Source organism: Streptomyces sp. NPDC029169, assembly GCF_055563935.1.
Genome location: NZ_JBVHXA010000010.1, coordinates 22,019 through 39,561, shown reverse-complemented (window position 1 = coordinate 39,561; position 17,543 = coordinate 22,019). Strand labels below are relative to the sequence as shown.

The following is a 17,543-nucleotide window of genomic DNA, read 5'->3' as shown; positions in this document are numbered from 1 at the left end:
ACCCTCGTGAAGCTGGATTCGATGTACCAGGACGTCATCCTGGACCACTACAAGCACCCGCACGGGCGCGGTCTTCGGGACGGCGACGCCGAGGTGCACCACGTCAACCCGACGTGCGGCGACGAGATCACGCTCCGGGTGAAGTACGACGGCTCGCGGATCGAGGACGTCTCGTACGAGGGTCAGGGCTGCTCGATCAGCCAGGCTTCGGCCTCGGTCCTGAACGAGCTGCTCGTCGGCAAGGAGCTGGCCGAGGCGCAGAAGATCCAGGGCACGTTCCTGGAGCTGATGCAGTCCAAGGGCCAGATCGAGCCGGACGACGCGATGGAGGAGATCCTGGAGGACGCGGTCGCGTTCGCGGGCGTCTCCAAGTACCCGGCCCGGGTGAAGTGCGCGCTGCTCAGCTGGATGGCGTGGAAGGACGCGACGGCCCAGGCTCTGGGTGACGCGGAGAGGAAGTCGGCATGACCGAGAACGCCGAGGCCACGATGAAGCCGGCCTCAGAAGAAGAGATCCGCGAGGCGCTGTACGACGTCGTCGACCCCGAGCTGGGCATCGACGTGGTCAACCTCGGCCTGATCTACGGCATCCACATCGACGACTCGAACGTCGCGACGCTGGACATGACCCTGACGTCGGCGGCGTGTCCGCTGACCGACGTGATCGAGGACCAGGCGAAGGCCGCCACCGACGGCATCGTCAACGAGCTGAAGATCAACTGGGTCTGGATGCCGCCGTGGGGCCCGGACAAGATCACGGACGACGGTCGCGAGCAGCTGCGCGCGCTCGGCTTCAACGTCTGACCGCTGTCTCTCACGCGAACGGCCATGCCCTCCAGTCATACTGGCGGGCATGGCCGTTCGCATGTACCACCTCGCCGTCGACGCCCACGATCTCCCGGGCCAGGCCCGGTTCTGGGCCCAGGTCCTGGACTGGAAGATCCTCTTCGAGGCGGAGGACGAGATCGTCATCGGAGCCGACGAGCACGCCTGGCCCGGGATGTGCTTCCTGCCGGTGCCCGAGTCCAAGACCGTCAAGAACCGGCTCCACATCGACCTCTCGCCCGACGACCAGGAGGCGGAGGTCGCCAGGATCATCGCGCTCGGCGCCCGGCGGGTCGACGTCGGTCAGGGCGAGGACGTGACCTGGGCCGTCCTCGCCGACCCCGAGGGCAACGAGTTCTGCGTACTGCGTCCGAAGCGGTCCCTCACCGACTGAACGGAGGCGCCCCGGCCGCCGCCTCGGCGAGGGCCGGGGCCAGGTTCTCGCGGCGGATGCGCTGGTCGATGTAGAGCAGACCGGTCACCAGCGGCGGGAAGACCGAGGAGACGAACTGCCCGATCAGCGAGCCGATGATCGCGATCACGGCCACGGGCACGACGAGAAGCAGGAGCTCCCCGGGGGACTCGGGGTCGGGGCCGTCGGTGAAGGAGAGCGAGGCGGAGAGCAGCGGGGCGAGGACCTGCTGGAGCACCCAGTTGACCACCGCCGCGATGACACCGGCCGCCAGCGTGCCGCCGAAGATCCGCCACCACGAGCCGCGGACCAGTTGGGACGAGCGGCGCATCGAGGCCGTGGCGCCCTGGTCCTCGATGACCGCGGCCGTGGGGGCGAGGCTGAACTTCACCCAGAGCCACGCGGCGAGCGGGGCGGTCAGCAGGGTGGCCAGCACGGCGCCCCCGAACGACAGGACCACCAGCGCCACCGGGCCCGACCCCGAGAGGGCCACCAGCAGACCGGCGAACGTGGCCACGAACACGATGAGCGGGACCGGTACGGTCAGCAGCAGCGTCAGGAAGACGGCGCCCAGGACCGAGGGCATCCGTGACCAGGCTCGGCGCCAGACCGCTCCGAAGGTCGTGCTGCGGCCGAGGACCGCCTCCTGGACGACGACAGGGCACGCCGCGTGTACGACGGCGCTCGCGACCACCATCCCGGCCATGGCGATCAGCCACACACAGCCGAAGGCGATCAACAGCGGACGGCCGTCCTCCCAGCTCGGTTCCTGCCCGCTCGGCAGGTCGAAGACCCCGGCCAGATGGTCGCCGACGGCCGCGTACGCGACGCCGACGGCCGCCGCGAGCAGCAGCAGGGCCGCGCCGAACGCGGCCGCGGCGACGCCGAGCAGCTGCTTCCAGTAGCGGCCGATCGTGGCGAAGGCGCCGGTCAGGATCTGGCTGAGACCCATGGGCGCCAGGGGTATCACGCCGGGCTTCGGCGGCGGGGGCGGAGGGGGATAACCGTAGCCGTACGGTCCCGAGGCGTATGTCATGCGCACACCGTAGCGGCAGCCCTTGTGTACGACCGTACATATTGCTGTGTACGGTGGTACGCATGGGATACGGGCTGCTGGCAGGCGCCATCACGGCGGAGATCATCGCGACGGTCTCGATGAAGTACAGCGAGGGCTTCTCCCGCCTCTGGCCCTCGCTCATCACGGGCGCGGGCTACGTCATAGCCTTCGCGCTGCTCGCCCAGGCGCTCAGGACCCTCCAGGTCGGCACCGCCTACGCGATCTGGTCGGGCGTGGGCACCGCCGCCGTCGCCGCCATCGGCATCCTCTTCATGAACGAGACCTTCAGCGTCGCCAAGGTCGCCGGGGTCCTGCTGATCATCGCGGGCGTGCTCGTGCTCAACATGGGGGGAGCGCACTGATGGCCCGCCCCCGCCGCCACGACCCGGAGCGACGGCAGCGGATCGTCGACGCCGCGTTGCGCGTGGTCGGCACCCGGGGGATCGCCGGGCTGAGCCACCGTACGGTCGCCGCGGAGGCGGACGTGCCGCTCGGCTCCACGACGTACCACTTCGCCTCCCTCGACGAACTCCTCGTCGCCGCCCTGCGCCAGGCCAACGAGGGCTTCGGCCGGGAGCTGCGCGAGAGCGCGGAGCTCGCCGCCCCGGAGACCGACCTCGCTGCGGCCCTCGCCCGGCTGATGGGGCGGTGGCTGGCCGGCGAGCGGAACCGGGTGGAGCTGGAGTACGAGCTCTACCTCGCCGCCCTACGCCGACCCGCCCTGCGCCCCGTGGCGGCGGAGTGGACGCAGGCCGTCACCGAGACCCTGTCCCAGCACACCGACCCCGCCACCGCCCGCGCACTCGTCGCGCTGATGGACGGCATCTGCCTCCAGGTACTGCTGACCGGAGCGGCGTACGACGAGGAGTACGCGCGCGAGATGCTGACGAGGCTGCTGGCGGCACGACCGCTCGGACCGGGCGCCGACGGCTAGCGGGGGCACGGCGCGGCCGGGCGCCTGGGCCCGGTGCCTCGGCCCGGCGCCCGGGCCCGCGCCTCGGCCCGCGGCCGGACTGGTGCCCGGCCTCGTGCCCGGCCGCGCGCCCGGACCGGTGGCCGGGCCGCGTCCGGCCCGGCGCGGGGCCGGGGGCGGGTGCCCCGGGGGATTCGACGAGTGGGCGGCCGTCGGTGTCGTCGGAATCGCCGAGGCCTCGACCGGTACCTGAGACCGGTTGGCCCGGGTGCCGTCGCGACCGTTAGGTTTTCCGTATGACCACTGCTCCTCGCACCACCGGCGCCGTCGCCGCCGGCCTTGCCACCATCGCCGGCGACGGCACCGTTCTCGACACCTGGTTCCCCGCCCCCGAGCTGACCGACGCCCCCGGGCCCGCCGGGACCGAGCGGCTCACCCCCGACGCCGCCGTCAACGCCCTCGGTGAGGGCGCGGCCAAGGCCCTCGGCGTGGACGCCCGCCGTGGCGTCGAGGTGGTCGCCGTCCGTACCGTCATCTCCTCGCTCGACGACAAGCCGCTCGACGCCCACGACGCCTACCTGCGGCTGCACCTGCTCAGCCACCGGCTGGTCAAGCCGCACGGCCAGAGCCTCGACGGCGTCTTCGGCCTGCTCGCCAACGTCGCCTGGACCTCGCTCGGCCCGGTCGCCGTCGACGACATCGAGAGGGTCCGCCTCAACGCCCGCGCCGAGGGTCTGCACCTCCAGGTGACCTCGGTCGACAAGTTCCCGCGCATGACCGACTACGTCGTCCCCGCCGGCGTCCGGATCGCCGACGCCGACCGGGTCCGCCTCGGCGCGCACCTCGCCGCCGGCACCACCGTCATGCACGAGGGCTTCGTCAACTTCAACGCCGGAACCCTCGGCACCTCGATGGTCGAGGGCCGTATCTCCGCCGGCGTCGTCATCGGCGACGGCTCCGACATCGGCGGCGGCGCCTCCACCATGGGCACCCTCTCCGGCGGCGGCAACGTCATCATCTCCATCGGCGAGCGCTGCCTCATCGGCGCCGAGGCGGGCGTCGGCATCGCGCTCGGCGACGAGTGCGTCGTCGAGGCCGGCCTGTACGTCACAGCCGGAACGCGCGTCACGATGCCCGACGGCCAGATCGTCAAGGCCCGCGACCTCTCCGGTGGCGACAACATCCTCTTCCGCCGCAACTCGGTGACCGGCGCCGTCGAGGCCCGCCCGAACAACGCGGTGTGGGGCGGGCTCAACGAGATCCTCCACAGCCACAACTGAGCGTGACCTGGTCGTGTGACGCTGCGTTAGCAGGACGACGCAGGGTCACACGAACAGACAAGGCGAGGAGTCGATATGAGGACGAGGCCCACCGTTGTCGGAATGCTGAGCGTCGCGGCCGTCCTGCTGTCCGCCGGGGCCGCCTCGGCGGACGAGACGCACACGCGCACGCACAACGGCCCGACCGTCCAGAACGGTCCCAGCCTCACCCTCCACACCGGTCAGATCGACGACCCGCTGGAGGACGTGCTCGAACACGCGGCGCTGTTCGGCACCACCTACGTGTTCGACTGAACCAGATCCTCGTACGCCGCCCGCAGCCCGTCGACCGCCTCCAGGTCGGCGGGCTGCAGCGGTTCCCGGACGTAGTCGCCGAGGAGCGCCTTGGCCGTCACCGTACCCGGCAGGCCGGAGGCCATCATCAGCTCGGCGAGCGGCAGCGTGAGCGCGTTCAGCCGGGCGGCCCCGGCCGTGTCGCCGCGGTCGAAGGCGTCGAGCACGGCCCGCATCTGACGGGGCGCCACGTTGGCCACCGTACTGACGAAACCGGCGCCGCCCACCGCGTACAGCGGCAGGTTCAGCTCCTCGCAGCCGGAGTAGTACGCGAGCGAGGTGCGGGCGATCACCTTCGACGAGCCGAGCAGGTCGTAGGCGCAGTCCTTGACGGCGACGATCCTCGGGTGGTCGGCGAGCCGCAGCATCGTCGCCGGCTCGATCCGGGTGCCCGTGCGGCCGGGGATGTCGTACAGCATCACCGGCAGGCCGGTCGCGTCGGCGACCCTGAGGAAGTGCGCCTCGATCGCAGCCTGTGGCGGACGGCTGTAGTACGGGGTGACGACCAGGAGCCCGTCCGCGCCCGCCTTCTCGGCCTGGCGCGCCAGCTCGACCGTGTGGCGGGTGTCGGAGGTGCCGACGCCCGCGAGGACGGCGGGGCCGGGGCCGACGGCCTCGCGGACCGCCTCGATCAGGGCGGCCTTCTCGGCGTCCGTGGTGGTCGGGGACTCGCCGGTGGTGCCGTTGAGGACGAGGCCGTCGCAGCCCTCGGAGACCAGGTGGGCTGCGTGCACGCGGGCGGCGTCGAGATCCAGTTCGCCGGAGGCGGTGAAGGGGGTGATCATCGCGCAGAGGGCCCGGCCGAAGGGGCGTTCAGTACTCATCAGGGAAGTCTGCGTGGCCCTGACGGTGAAGGTCCACTTAGTTCTGCTTGGGGTGAGGGGTGAGTGTCGCTGAAGTATGGGACACCCGGCAGGCCCAGCGGCGTCCAGCCGCTGGGCCTGACCACGGTCTACCGTGGTGCCTGATCGACCAGTTCGTGTGCGCGGCGCGGAGGCGCCACCCCGCCGGCCGGGGCGGTCGTGCGGGAGAGCTTCTCGCCCTCGACGTCGAGGTCGGGCAGCAGCCGGTCGAGCCAGCGCGGCAGCCACCAGGCGGTCTTGCCGAGCAGGGCGAACAGGGCGGGCACGATCGTCATGCGGACGATGAAGGCGTCGAAGAGCACCGCGGCCGCGAGGCCGAAGCCGATCATCTTGATGAAGTCGTTGTCCTCCGCGATGAAGCCGGAGAACACGCTGATCATGATGGCGGCGGCAGCGGCGACCACCCGGCCGCCGTAGCGGAAGCCGGTGACGACGGCCTCGGCGGGCCGCGCCCCGTGGACGTACGCCTCCCGCATGCGGGTCACCAGGAACACCTCGTAGTCCATGGCGAGGCCGAAGACCACACCGATCATGAAGATCGGCATCGTGCTCATGATCGGGCTCGGCTGATCGACGCCGAAGACCTCGGCGAGCCAGCCCCACTGGAAGACGGCCACCACCGCACCGAGCGCCGCCGTCACCGAGAGCAGGAAGCCGAGCGCGGCCTTGAGCGGCACCAGAACCGAGCGGAAGACCACCATCAGGAGCAGGAACGCCAGGCCCACGACCAGGCCGAGGTAGGGAAGCAGCGCGTCGTCGAGGGTCTTGGAGAAGTCGATGAACATCGCGGTCTGGCCGGTGACGAGGACCTCGGCGCCGGTGTCGGCCCGGAAGCCGTCGGCGAGGGCGCGGATCGAGCGCACCAGGTCCTCGGTCGCGCCGTCGGTGGGGCCGGTGGTCGGGACGACACTGAGGATCGCGGTGTCGCCGGCCTCGTTGGGCGTGGCCGGGGTGACGGTGGCGACGCCATCCTGCTCGGCGAGCCGCTTGCCGACGGTGTCGGCCGCGGCGGCCGCGTCCGGGCCTTCCACGGTGATCATCAGAGGCCCGTTGAACCCGGCGCCGAAGGACTCCGAGAGCATGTCGTAGGCCTTGCGCTGGGTGGTGTCGGGGGCCATGGTGCCCTCGCCGGGCAGGCCGAGCTCCAGGCCGGCGGCGGGCACGGCGACCGTGCCCAGGCCGACGACGGCCACGAGCAGTACGGCGACGGGGTGGCGCAGGACGTAACTGGCCCAGCGTGAGCCGAGGTTGGGCTTGCGGCGCGCGTCCTTCTCGGCGTACTCGGCGGCCTTGCGCTGCCGGCGGGGGCTGAGCGGCTTGCCGGAGAACCGTGCGCGGTCGCGGCGGCGCAGCACCTTGACCGGCGCGAAGCCGAGCAGCGCCGGTACGAGTGTGAGGGCGATCAGTACGGAGACGGCGACGGTGCCCGCGGCGGCGAGGCCCATCTTGGTGAGCATCGGGATGTTCACCACGGCCAGGCCCGCGAGGGCCACGATGACGGTGAGCCCGGCGAAGACGACCGCGGAGCCCGCGGTGCCGACCGCCCGCCCCGCGGCGTCGGCGCGGTCGCGGCCCTCGGTGAGCTCGGCGCGGTAGCGGGAGACGACGAACAGCGCGTAGTCGATGCCGACGGCGAGGCCGAGCATCATCGACAGGGTGGAGGTGTTGCCGGACAGTCCGAGGGTGGTGCCGAGCGCCGTGATCGCGGAGATGCCGACGCCGACGCCGATGAGGGCCGTGAGCAGCGGCATTCCGGCGGCGATCACCGAGCCGAAGGTGAGGATCAGGACCACGGCGGAGACCACGATGCCGATCTGCTCGCCGGTGCCGCCCATCGCGGCCTCGATCTTCACGGCGTCGCCGCCGGCCTCCGCGGTCAGACCGCCGTCGCGGGCTGTGGCCAGCGCGTCGTCGAGCGCCTCGTGCGCCGTGTCACTCACCTTGGTGGCGGGGACCTCGTAGGTGGCGATGGCGTAGGCGGTGGTGCCGTCCTTGCTCACCGCGTTCGTCGTGAACGGGTCGCTCACCGAGACCACTTGCGGGGACTTCTTCAACTGCGCGACCAGCGCCGCGACATGGGCCTTCTGCTCGGGGGCGGAGAGCTTTTCGCCCTGGGGCGCCCGGACCACGACCCGGGCGCTCGCCCCGTCGGCGCGCGCGTCAGGGAACTTCCGCTCCAGGAGGTCGAAGGCCTTCTGCGACTCCGTGCCGGGCATCGAGAAGGTGTCGGCGGGCGGCGCCTGCGCGGAGGAGGCGGCGAGGCCCGCACCGCAGAAGATCACCACCCAGAGCAGCGCCATCAGCCATCGGCGCCGGAAGGCGAGACGGCCCAGTTTGTAGAGGAAGGTAGCCACGGCTGGGAACTCCTGTCGGTGGGCAGGGAGGGGTCGGAAGGGCATGGGGAGCGCCCGCATCACATGACGCCAGGCAGGCGGTCCAGTGGTGCCAGACCTGCGGCGCTCGATGGCGTCACCATGGCATCACTGTGGCGTCACCGCAAGCCAATCCCTTGCCGATACGGCGCCATGGCGCGCCAATTCGAGGAAGAAACTCCTGGTCACCGCGGTCTTAGCGAAAAAGGAGCCAACTTGGCTCGCCATGGCGCCAAGGGTGTGCCACCATGGCGTCATGGACCTCACGCCCTACGTCGACAACCTCCGGCAAGAACTCGCCGTCGCGGCGGACGCCGGCGGTGCCGAAGCCCGCGCCCTCGCCGAGCGGCTCACCGCCCCCCTGGAGTCCGCCACCCGGCTCACCCTGCTCAACGCGCTGTCCGCCGCCATGGGTGAGGTCACGCGGGAGCTGGCGCCAGGCTCGGTCGACGTGCGGCTGCGCGGACTCGACCCGGAGTTCGTGGTGGTGCTGCCGCAGCGCGAGGACCGTACCGAACCACTCGACGTACCGGCGCCCGCACCGGCCCCGGTCTCCGCCGACACGGACGAGGGCGGCACCGCCCGCGTCAATCTGCGTCTGCCGGCCCACCTCAAGGCGCGCGCCGAGGAGGCCGCGAGCCGCGAGGGCCTATCGGTCAACGCGTGGCTGGTGCGGGCCGTGTCGGCCGCGGTCGAGGGCGGCACCCGGCCGCGTACGCCGGAGAAGGCCCAGACCGTCGGGCAGAGCTTCACGGGCTGGGTGCGCTAGACGCGGGCCCTGACCGCACCGCCGAAAAGAAAAGACCAGCACAGCACCCACACCACGTCCCACCAGCGGGGACGTCCCAAGGACCCAAGAGGACGGGACAGCCATGCCTTCTTTCGACACTCCCGAACCGATCTCGGTCACCGCGCACGTGGAGGCCGGTTCCATCCAGTTCACCGCGGGCGACCGCCTCGACACCGTCGTCGAGGCGCGGCCCCGCGACCCGAAGAAGGACCTGGACGTACGGGCGGCCGACCAGACCGAGGTCACGTACGCGAGGGGCCTGCTGACCGTCAGGACGCCCAAGGGCAACCGGTTCGGCCTCGGCCGCACCGGCACCGTCGACGTCACGGTCGAACTGCCCGCGGGTTCGAGCGTCGACATGACCGGCGCCTGGGCCCAGGTGCTCGGCGAGGGCCGGCTCGGCGAGGTCCGCGTGAAGACCTCGTCCGGCGACGCGCGCTTCGACACGACCGGTCCGCTGAAGCTGACCGCGTCGCACGGCTCGATCACCGTGGACCGGGTCGAGGGCATGGCCGAGATCACCACCAGCTCCGGCAGCCTGCGTGTCGGCCTCGTCGACGGCCCCGCCGTCCTGAAGAACTCGCACGGCACCACGACCATCGGCGCCGCGATCGGCGAGCTGCGGGTGAGCGGTGCCAACGGCGACATCGAGATCCGGCGCGCCGAGGCCTCGGTGGCCGCCACCACCGCCCACGGCACCCTGCGCGTGGACGAAGTGGCCCGTGGCGCCATCCAGTTGGAGACGTCCTACGGCGCCATCGACGTCGGCGTCCGCGAGGGCACGGCCGCCTGGCTCGACGTCAACTCGAGCTCCGGCCAGGTGCGCAACACGCTCACCGCGTCCGAGGGCCCGGAGAACTCCGAGGACACCGTCAAGATCCGCGCCCGCACCCGGTACGGCAACATCGACATCCGCCGCGCCAAGGTCTGACCCCGCGCCGCCGAGATTACCGGGGCTCAACTCACCGAATTTCCCAGCCACTTCAGCCTTCGAACGGGAGGGCCTCATGCCTTCTTCTGTCATGTCCACATCCATGCAGGGTGATGGTCACCCGTCGCCGGCCGCCGTCTCCGCCGTCGGTCTGCGCAAGTCGTACGGCGACAAGACCGTCCTCGACGGCATCGATCTGCGCATCCCGGCCGGTTCCGTGTTCGCGCTGCTCGGGCCGAACGGTGCCGGCAAGACCACGGCCGTGAAGATCCTTTCCACGCTCATCGCCGCCGACGGCGGACAGGTCCAGGTCGCGGGCCACGATCTCGCCACCGACGCGCAGGCCGTGCGTGCCGCGATCGGTGTCACGGGGCAGTTCTCCGCTGTCGACGGGTTGATCACCGGTGAGGAGAACATGCTCCTGATGGCGGACCTGCACCACCTGTCCAAGCGTGAGGGGCGGCGGGTCGCCGCCGAGCTGCTTGAGCGGTTCGACCTGACCGAGGCCGCATCGAGGCCCGCGTCGACCTACTCCGGTGGCATGAAGCGCCGGCTCGACATCGCGATGACCCTGGTCGGCAGTCCGCGGATCATCTTCCTCGACGAGCCGACCACTGGTCTGGACCCGCGTTCCCGGCACAACATGTGGCAGATCATCCGCGAGCTCGTCACGGGCGGCGTCACCGTGTTCCTCACCACGCAGTACCTGGAGGAGGCCGACGAGCTCGCCGACCGGATCGCGGTCCTGAACGACGGCAGGATCGCCGCCGAGGGCACGGCCGAGGAGCTGAAGCGGCTCATCCCCGGCGGACACGTACGGCTCCGCTTCACCGACCCGGCCGCGTACCAGTCCGCTGCCGCCGCGCTGAGCGAGGCCTCCCGGGACGACGAAGCCCTCGCCCTGCAGCTCCCCAGTGACGGCAGTCAGCGCGAGCTGCGTTCCATCCTCGACTGGCTGGACTCGGCCGGCATCGAGGCGGACGAGCTGACCGTGCACACCCCCGACCTCGACGACGTGTTCTTCGCCCTGACTGGCGGCGCCGACATCCCCAACCAGCCCAACCAGCCCAAGGAGACCGTCCGATGAGCTCCCTCTCCCTCGCCGTCCGCGACTCCTCCACCATGCTGCGCCGCAACCTCCTGCACGCCCGGCGCTACCCCTCCCTCACCCTGAACCTGCTGCTGACGCCGGTCGTCCTGCTCCTGCTCTTCGTCTACGTCTTCGGCGACGTGATGAGCGCGGGCATCGGCGGCGGCGGTGCCGATCGCTCCGAGTACATCGCGTACATCGTCCCGGGCCTGCTGCTGATGACCATCGGCGGCACCACGGTCGGCACCGCGGTCTCGGTCTCCAATGACATGTCCGAGGGCATCATCGCCCGCTTCCGCACGATGGCGATCCACCGCGGTTCGGTGCTCGTCGGGCACGTCATCGGCAGCGTGCTCCAGTCGGTCGTCAGCGTGGTCCTCGTCGGCGCAGTCGGCGTAGCCATCGGCTTCCGCTCCACCGACGCCACCACTCTGGAATGGCTCGCTGCCTTCGGACTGCTGACGTTGTTCGCCACGGCACTCACCTGGATCGCGGTCGGCATGGGCCTGATCAGCCCGAACGCCGAAGCCGCCAGCAACAACGCACTGCCCCTGATCTTCCTGCCGCTCATCTCCAGCGCCTTCGTCCCGGTGAACGCGATGCCGGGCTGGTTCCAGCCCATCGCCGAGTACCAGCCCTTCACCCCCGCCATCGAGACCCTGCGCGGCCTGCTCCTCGGCACCGAGATCGGCCACAACGGCTGGCTCGCCGTCGCCTGGTGCCTCGGCCTCGCGGTACTCGGCTACTTCTGGTCGACCTCGAAGTTCAACGACGCCTGACGATCACAGGAGGACCCCATGCCGTACGACCCCACAGCCACCGGCACCACCGCCGACGAGCTGCCCACGCTGCCCACCGACCGGCGCACCGGCTGCCCCTTCGACCCGCCCGCCGAACTCACCGCGCTGAGCGTCGAGCCGCTGCGCCGCATGCGCTACGCAGACGGACACGTGGGCTGGCTGGTCACCGGCCATGCGGAGGCCCGCGCGGTCCTGGCCGATCCGCGCTTCAGCTCGCGTTACGAACTGATGCATCCGCCGATAGGCATGCCGGGTATGCCCGAGGAGATGCCGCCGGCGCCGATCGGCGACATCATTGGCCTCGACGCCCCCGAGCACACCCGCTACCGGCGCCTGCTCACCGGGCGGTTCACCGTCCGTCGCATGCGTCAACTCACCGAGCGCGTCGAGCAGTTCACTGCCGAGTGCCTGGACTCCATGGAGCAGGCCGGGCCCACGGCCGACCTGGTGGAGGCGTTCGCGCAGCCCGTGCCCGCGCTCATGATCTGCGAGCTGCTCGGGGTGCCGTACGCCGACCGGGAACGCTTCCAGAGCCATGTGGCGACCGTCTTCGACCAGACGTCGGGGCCGGAAGCGATCGGCGCGGCGTATACGGCGCTGCTCCAGTACCTGAACGAACTGGTCCTCGCCAAGCGTGCCGAGCCCACCGACGACCTGCTCAGCGATCTGACCGCCTCCGACCTCACCGACGAGGAGCTGGCCGGAATCGGCGGGCTGCTCCTCGCCGCCGGACTCGACACCACCGCGAACATGCTCGCCCTCGGCACCTTCGCCCTGCTGAGCAACCCCGATCAGTTCGACGCGCTGCGCGCCGACCCGGGCCTCGCGGAGCAGACCGTGGAGGAACTGCTGCGCTACCTCAGCGTGGCCGACCCGATGCCGCGGGCCGCCCTGGAGGACGTCGAGCTGGCGGGACAGCTCATCAGGGCGGGCGAGACGGTGACCGTGTCCGTGCAGGCCGCCAACCGCGACCCGCGGAAGTTTCCCGACCCCGACCGGCTCGACGTGCGCCGCAAGGCCACCGGGCATGTGTCCTTCGGGCACGGCGCCCACCAGTGCCTGGGCCAGCAGCTCGCCCGCGTCGAGATGACCGTCGCCTTCCCGGCGCTCATCGCCCGCTTCCCCACCCTGCGCCTCGCGGTGCCGCCGCAGGAGGTGCCGCTGCGCGACCGCTCCAACATCTACGGCGTGATCAGCCTGCCCGTCACCTGGGACAAGGAGGAGACGCCATGAGCGACCCACGAGAGCCGCTGCGTCTCGGCGTCGACCGTGACCGCTGCGCCGGCGCCGGCATGTGCGCGCTGACGGCTCCCGAGGTCTTCGACCAGGACGACGAGGAAGGCCTGGTGGTGCTCCTCCACCCCGTGCCGGCCGCCGAACACCGGGCCGCCGCACGGATGGCCGTCGGGCTCTGCCCCGCCGGAGCCATCGTCACGTACGAAGCTTGAATCCGTCGTGGCTGCGCGCGAAGCCCAGCGAGGCGTAGAAGCGGTGGGCATCGGTCCGCCGCCTGTCGCTGGTCAACTGGACGAGCGCGCAGCCGCGCTCGCGGGCCCGCTCCACGGCCCGCGCCATCAGCTCCCGGCCGAGCCCGCCGCCCCGCCGGTCGGCCCTGATCCGTACGGCCTCGATCAGGGCCCGCTCCGCACCGCCCTTGCCGAGCCCGGGGATGTATGTCGCCTGCAGGCAGCCGACGACCGTCCCGCCGTCGACGAGCACCAGCAACTCGTTGCGCGGATCGCTCTCGATGTCCGCGAAGGCCCGCTCGTACGCGGCGGTGACGACGACCGAGGCCGGGTCCACGACCTTCTCCTCGTCGGCGAGAAGCGCGAGGACGGCGGGCAGTTCGGCGCGGGTGGCGGGGCGAAGGATCACGTTCCGAGTCTCGCACGCGGTGTTACGCGCCCGCGTTGACTCTCCACGCGGGCGCGTCACGAGATCACTTACGGGCGGAAGCGCAGGACCTGCGGGTCGTGGTCGCTGTTCTGGTCCGTGAACTCCGCGTTGATGTGCACGCTGTCGTACTCGAAGTGGCCGATTCCCGGGCTGGTCAGGATCTGGTCGAGAACCTGGCTGTTGCCCTGGAAGACGTACGAGTAGCGCTCGCTGGGTGGCAGGGACTTCACCGCCGGGTAGAGCGCCCCGCCGTCCGTCAGCGCCTTCGTCGTCCCGGAGAACTCGAAGTCGTTGATGTCGCCGAGGACCAGGACGTCGGCGTTCTTCTCGATCGCGAGGACGTCCTTGACGAAGGAGTTCACGGCCTGCGCCTGGAGCAGGCGCTTCGCCTCGGAGGATCGGTTCGGCGGCTGGTGGTGCGAGACCAGGGACTCGTCACCGCCCTTGGAGCCGAAGTGGTTGGCGATCACGAAGACCGTACGGCCGCGGAAGGTGAACTCGCCCGCCAGCGGCTTGCGGCTGTTGTCCCAGGCCGCGTTCGCCGGGTCGATCCGGCCGGGGGAGAAGGTCAGCTCCGGAGTGCCGTCCTCGCCGCGCACCACGCCCGTCGCGGTGGCCGCGTCGCCGCCCGTGCGGTCGGTGAACGAGACCCGCTCCGGGTTGAAGAGGAAGACCTGCCGGATGTTGCCGCCGGGCTCGCCGCCGTCCTTGTTGTTCACCGGGTCGACCGAACGCCACTCGTACGCCGGGCCGCCCGCCGCAGCGATGGCGTCGGTGAACTTCTTCAGCGTCTGGTCGGCGGCGACCGTGCCGTCGTTCTTGGCGCCGTTGTTGTCCTGGATCTCCTCCAGGGCCAGGATGTCGGGCGAGGCCAGGTTGTCCACCACGGCCGCCGCCAGCGCGTCGAACTTCGCCTGCGGGTCGGACGGGTCGAGGTTCTCGACGTTGTACGTCGCGACCGCCAGCTCGTTCTTGTGCTGCCGGTCCGTGGTCTCGCGCTCCAGGCCGCGGTCGACGACCGTGCCCAGGGTGCGCGCCGTCAGCGTGTAGCCGCCGAACTGGTTGAAGTCCAGCGGGCCCTCGGTCGTGCCGGAGAGCACGTCGCCGACGTTCGCCTTGGGGAAGGGCTGCTGGGCGATCGGGGTCAGCGACTGGATCTGGAGCCGGCCGGTGTTCTGCGAGGTGTACGAGCCGTAGACCGTGCCGCCGCGCCAGTTGCGGTTCTCCCAGGGCTTCACCGTCACCCACAGCTCGCTGTACGGGTCGGTGGCGCCCACCACCCGCGAGGTGCCGACGCGGACGTTGGTGCCCTCCAGGGACTCGTAGTAGTCCAGGGCGTACGACTCCGGGTCCAGCGTCAGGCCATTGATGGAGCCGCCGGCCGCCGGGTCGCCCTCGGGGGCGTACGCGTCGGGGACGGACCAGGCCGAGATGGTCACGGGGGCCGGGAGCGGGTTGCCCTTCGAGACCACGGTGACGGTCGGCTTGGAGATCTGGGTCAGCGACTGGTTGCCGGAGTTCAGGCCGCCGGGGACGTACTCGCCGACCGTGCCGTTCACGCTGACCGCGTCGCCGACGGCGACGGTGGGAACGGAGCTCGTGAAGACGAACAGGCCCTCGCTGGTGGCCGGATTGTCGTCGCCCTGCGGGTCCTGGATCCAGAATCCGCGCGAGCCGTATGTCCGGACCGCGGTCACGATGCCCGTGACACCGCTGACCTGGGTGCCGACGAGGGGCGAGACACGGGTGGTGCCCTGGATGTCGTGGATACGGACGCCGGCGGTGGTCTCCGCCGAGGTGTCCGCGGAGGCGGTCGAGCCCGCGAGGAGTCCGGCGGCGAGCGCGGCCGATACGACGGCGGCGAAGGCCGCGGATCTCGGTATGGAGGAAGGCATCAAGGAGCTCCGGAAACGCTTGGATGTTCGGTCGATGGATCTACGCGCGTCAATCTCTTGGCTGAGCGGTGCACTTGTCAAGGGTCGACGGGTGTACGAAGGCTGACGGATCCGTGAACCGGCGGGCCGTACGGGAAATGCGTCTACGCTGAAGGCCGTTCGCCGACCGTACGGCCACCCAGGCTCACGTCCTTCGAGGAGAAGACCCCAGATGGCACCGGACCGCCCCACCCTGCCCCCCGTTCAGCTGCACTCGGACGCGGAGCTGGCGAGGGATGCGCTGGCCACGCCGCTGCTTGCCCGGGCGGCCCGGCTCGCCCGTTGGGCCGGCCCCGAGACCCGGGTCGGCGCGGGAGGCGAGCTCGTCGAGGAGCAACTGCCCGCCGCCGCCGAGGTGTTGGGGCTCGCGGCGGACGAGGACGGCGCGGCGTACGCGAGCGAGGCGTGGCGGCTCGCGGTCGACACCGGGCTCGTGGAGGTCGAGGACGGCGACGACGACGACGCCCCGGGCACGGTCACCGTGGGCGAGAACCTCGCACTCCTCACCGGCGGGACGCCGCTCGACGTCCTCGGAATCTGGCTCGACGGCCTGGACGTGGTGTTCGCCGACGCCACCGCGCCCGCCCTGGACGACCTGGCGGACGTCATCGGCGAGGACGGCGAGATCGACTTCGACCTCCTCGACTGGAACCCGGAGGACGAGGCCGAGTTCCTGGAGGGCGTGCTCGGCAACCTGTATCTGCTCACGGTCGGCGAGGGCGGCCCGGGCGAGGGGCCGGTGCCGCTGCCGGCGCTCGCCGCGTCGATGATCGTCCCGGACGACATGGGCGAGCCCACCGACGACGTACTGGAGCAGGTCTCGGAGGCGATGATGCGCCTCGACGACCAGTTCCGGCTGCTCGAACCCATCGGGCTCGTCGCGTACCAGCCCGTCGACGAGGCGCTGATGGCGGAGGAGGGCGAGGAGCCCGCGGCGCAGATCGACGAGGTCGACGACGAGGACATCGCCCGGTACGGGATGGTCCGGCTGACACCGCTCGGGCTCTACGGCGTACGGGCCCGGATGCTGGAGGCGGGCGTGGACGCGCCGGCCGTCGGCGAACTGGCCGACAAGGGCGCGGACGCCTTGCTCGACGGGCTCGCGTCCTACCCCGAGACCGCGGCCCGCGCCGAGACCGTGGGCTGGCTGGACGGGCGGGACGCGGTGAGCGCGGCACGGGAGCTGCTCGCCGCGGCGCGCGGCGCCGACGCCGGCTCCCCGCTGCGCCGGCTCCACTGCCAGCAGGCGCTCTCGCTCGTGGGCGCGGAGGCGGAGCCCGCGGTACGGGAGGTGCTCGACGACCCGGAACTGGGCGGGCTCGCCCGGGTCTGGCTGGCGGAGCGCGGGGCGGCGGACGTGCCGGCGCCGCCGGAGTCGATGATCTTCTGGCTGGCGATCGACACGATCGCCGCACAGCTGGACGCGCGGGGCGACCTGGACGAACTCCGCGAGCTGATCGAGGGCCTGACGGGCCGCCACAACGGCTTCTTCGACGCGGCCTGGCGCGTCGACCACCCGGCGACGGCGGAGGTCCTGGAGGCCATGGGCCGCCTCCACCCCGACAAGACCGCGGCGAAGGACGCCCGCAAGGCAGCCTTCAAGGCGAGGTCGCGCGCGTAGGTCCGCGTGCGACGGGGGGCGGGGCGTCCGCGGTCCCGTCGGGCGCGGGCGCCCGTGCCCCGTCGCGGCGTCCGTGCCCCCTCGCGGCGTCCGAGCCCGTCGAAGTGCCTGAGCCCCGTCGTGGCGTCGGCGCCCCCGTCGCCACGACGGGTCCCCTCGCCACGACCGGGTCCCCTCGCGGCGTCCGAGTTCCCTCGCGGTCACCGGGTCCCCTCGCGGCGTCCGAGCCCTGTCGCGGTGCCTGAGCCCCTGTCGGGGCGTTCGCGCCGCCCCTCGCCACGACCGGGTCCCCTCGCCGCGTCCGAGTTCCCTCTCGGCCACCGGGTCCCCTCGCGGCGTCCGAGCCTCCGTCGCGGTGCCTGAGCCCCTGTCGGGGCGTTCGCGCCGCCCCTCGCGGCGTCCGAGTCCCCTCGCGGCGACCGAGCCC

19 protein-coding genes are annotated in these 17,543 nt (G+C 71.4%); 14 read left to right on the top strand and 5 right to left on the bottom strand.

From position 1 onward, the window contains the following. The first annotated feature begins 6 nt into the window (after positions 1-6). Genes sufU through ACZ4VI_RS19960 form a run of 3 tightly spaced genes read left to right on the top strand, consistent with a single transcriptional unit; the run spans position 7 to position 1,218 of the window. On the top strand, positions 7-468 hold the full coding sequence (gene sufU / locus ACZ4VI_RS19970) for a Fe-S cluster assembly sulfur transfer protein SufU (protein WP_017238621.1): 462 nt from the start codon (positions 7-9) through the stop codon (positions 466-468). Further along, positions 465-803 (top strand): metal-sulfur cluster assembly factor, encoded by a 339-nt coding sequence (locus tag ACZ4VI_RS19965; protein ID WP_384413075.1) that lies wholly within the window; start codon positions 465-467, stop codon positions 801-803. The genes sufU and ACZ4VI_RS19965 overlap by 4 nt, the downstream gene beginning before the upstream one ends. 49 nt (positions 804-852) lie before the next feature. Further along, positions 853-1,218, top strand: coding sequence for a VOC family protein (locus ACZ4VI_RS19960; protein WP_468000830.1), 366 nt, complete (start codon positions 853-855; stop codon positions 1,216-1,218). Here ACZ4VI_RS19960 and ACZ4VI_RS19955 read toward each other — a convergent pair. Beyond that, entirely contained in the window at positions 1,208-2,188 is a 981-nt protein-coding gene (locus ACZ4VI_RS19955) for a DUF7847 domain-containing protein (RefSeq protein ID WP_468000829.1), read from the bottom strand. The genes ACZ4VI_RS19960 and ACZ4VI_RS19955 overlap by 11 nt on opposite strands. A 146-nt stretch (positions 2,189-2,334) precedes the next feature. Here ACZ4VI_RS19955 and ACZ4VI_RS19950 point away from each other — a divergent pair, with 146 nt between their 5' ends. The 4 genes from ACZ4VI_RS19950 (at position 2,335) to ACZ4VI_RS19935 (ending at position 4,780) form a co-directional block, all read left to right on the top strand. Continuing rightward, positions 2,335-2,655, top strand: coding sequence for a DMT family transporter (locus ACZ4VI_RS19950; protein ID WP_468000827.1), 321 nt, complete (start codon positions 2,335-2,337; stop codon positions 2,653-2,655). After that, positions 2,655-3,227, top strand: a complete 573-nt coding sequence (locus ACZ4VI_RS19945; RefSeq protein WP_468000825.1) for a TetR/AcrR family transcriptional regulator — start codon at positions 2,655-2,657, stop codon at positions 3,225-3,227. The genes ACZ4VI_RS19950 and ACZ4VI_RS19945 overlap by 1 nt, the downstream gene beginning before the upstream one ends. Positions 3,228-3,502: 275 nt before the next feature. Continuing rightward, positions 3,503-4,486, top strand: a complete 984-nt coding sequence (gene dapD / locus ACZ4VI_RS19940) for a 2,3,4,5-tetrahydropyridine-2,6-dicarboxylate N-succinyltransferase (protein ID WP_468000823.1) — start codon at positions 3,503-3,505, stop codon at positions 4,484-4,486. A 75-nt stretch (positions 4,487-4,561) separates the two neighbouring features. Next, complete coding sequence (locus tag ACZ4VI_RS19935) at positions 4,562-4,780, top strand: hypothetical protein (RefSeq protein WP_468000822.1); 219 nt, start codon at positions 4,562-4,564, stop codon at positions 4,778-4,780. On the opposite strand, the gene dapA is transcribed toward ACZ4VI_RS19935, so the two are convergent. Together dapA and ACZ4VI_RS19925 are read right to left on the bottom strand one after the other, a co-directional pair. Beyond that, complete coding sequence (gene dapA / locus ACZ4VI_RS19930) at positions 4,765-5,643, bottom strand: 4-hydroxy-tetrahydrodipicolinate synthase (protein ID WP_468000820.1); 879 nt, start codon at positions 5,641-5,643, stop codon at positions 4,765-4,767. The genes ACZ4VI_RS19935 and dapA overlap by 16 nt on opposite strands. Positions 5,644-5,771: 128 nt before the next feature. Further along, complete coding sequence (locus tag ACZ4VI_RS19925; RefSeq protein WP_468000818.1) at positions 5,772-8,036, bottom strand: MMPL family transporter; 2,265 nt, start codon at positions 8,034-8,036, stop codon at positions 5,772-5,774. A gap of 274 nt (positions 8,037-8,310) precedes the next feature. On the opposite strand from ACZ4VI_RS19925, the gene ACZ4VI_RS19920 reads away from it, so the two are divergent. The 6 genes from ACZ4VI_RS19920 to ACZ4VI_RS19895 all read left to right on the top strand — a co-directional run bounded on the left by ACZ4VI_RS19920 (position 8,311) and on the right by ACZ4VI_RS19895 (position 13,113). Further along, complete coding sequence (locus tag ACZ4VI_RS19920) at positions 8,311-8,823, top strand: hypothetical protein (RefSeq protein ID WP_468000816.1); 513 nt, start codon at positions 8,311-8,313, stop codon at positions 8,821-8,823. Between the two features lie 103 nt (positions 8,824-8,926). Next, positions 8,927-9,775 carry a DUF4097 family beta strand repeat-containing protein gene (locus ACZ4VI_RS19915; RefSeq protein ID WP_468000814.1) on the top strand — a complete coding sequence of 283 codons (849 nt, stop codon included), beginning with the start codon at positions 8,927-8,929 and terminating at the stop codon, positions 9,773-9,775. Positions 9,776-9,851: 76 nt separating this feature from the next. Continuing rightward, positions 9,852-10,862 (top strand): ATP-binding cassette domain-containing protein, encoded by a 1,011-nt coding sequence (locus tag ACZ4VI_RS19910; protein WP_468000812.1) that lies wholly within the window; start codon positions 9,852-9,854, stop codon positions 10,860-10,862. Continuing rightward, complete coding sequence (locus tag ACZ4VI_RS19905; RefSeq protein WP_468000810.1) at positions 10,859-11,644, top strand: ABC transporter permease; 786 nt, start codon at positions 10,859-10,861, stop codon at positions 11,642-11,644. The genes ACZ4VI_RS19910 and ACZ4VI_RS19905 overlap by 4 nt, the downstream gene beginning before the upstream one ends. An 18-nt stretch (positions 11,645-11,662) precedes the next feature. Next, positions 11,663-12,898, top strand: a complete 1,236-nt coding sequence (locus ACZ4VI_RS19900) for a cytochrome P450 (protein ID WP_468000809.1) — start codon at positions 11,663-11,665, stop codon at positions 12,896-12,898. Next, a complete protein-coding gene (locus tag ACZ4VI_RS19895; RefSeq protein ID WP_468000807.1) occupies positions 12,895-13,113 on the top strand; it encodes a ferredoxin in 219 nt (72 codons plus the stop codon). The genes ACZ4VI_RS19900 and ACZ4VI_RS19895 overlap by 4 nt, the downstream gene beginning before the upstream one ends. Here the strand turns inward: ACZ4VI_RS19895 and ACZ4VI_RS19890 are convergent. Together ACZ4VI_RS19890 and ACZ4VI_RS19885 are read right to left on the bottom strand one after the other, a co-directional pair. Next, on the bottom strand, positions 13,097-13,540 hold the full coding sequence (locus ACZ4VI_RS19890) for a GNAT family N-acetyltransferase (RefSeq protein ID WP_468000806.1): 444 nt from the start codon (positions 13,538-13,540) through the stop codon (positions 13,097-13,099). The two genes, ACZ4VI_RS19895 and ACZ4VI_RS19890, sit on opposite strands and share 17 nt — an antisense overlap. A gap of 68 nt (positions 13,541-13,608) precedes the next feature. Next, positions 13,609-15,456, bottom strand: coding sequence for an endonuclease/exonuclease/phosphatase family protein (locus ACZ4VI_RS19885; RefSeq protein WP_468000804.1), 1,848 nt, complete (start codon positions 15,454-15,456; stop codon positions 13,609-13,611). 211 nt (positions 15,457-15,667) lie between these two features. Here ACZ4VI_RS19885 and ACZ4VI_RS19880 point away from each other — a divergent pair, with 211 nt between their 5' ends. Beyond that, positions 15,668-17,116 carry a hypothetical protein gene (locus ACZ4VI_RS19880; RefSeq protein WP_468000802.1) on the top strand — a complete coding sequence of 483 codons (1,449 nt, stop codon included), beginning with the start codon at positions 15,668-15,670 and terminating at the stop codon, positions 17,114-17,116. The last annotated feature ends 427 nt before the right edge of the window (positions 17,117-17,543 follow it).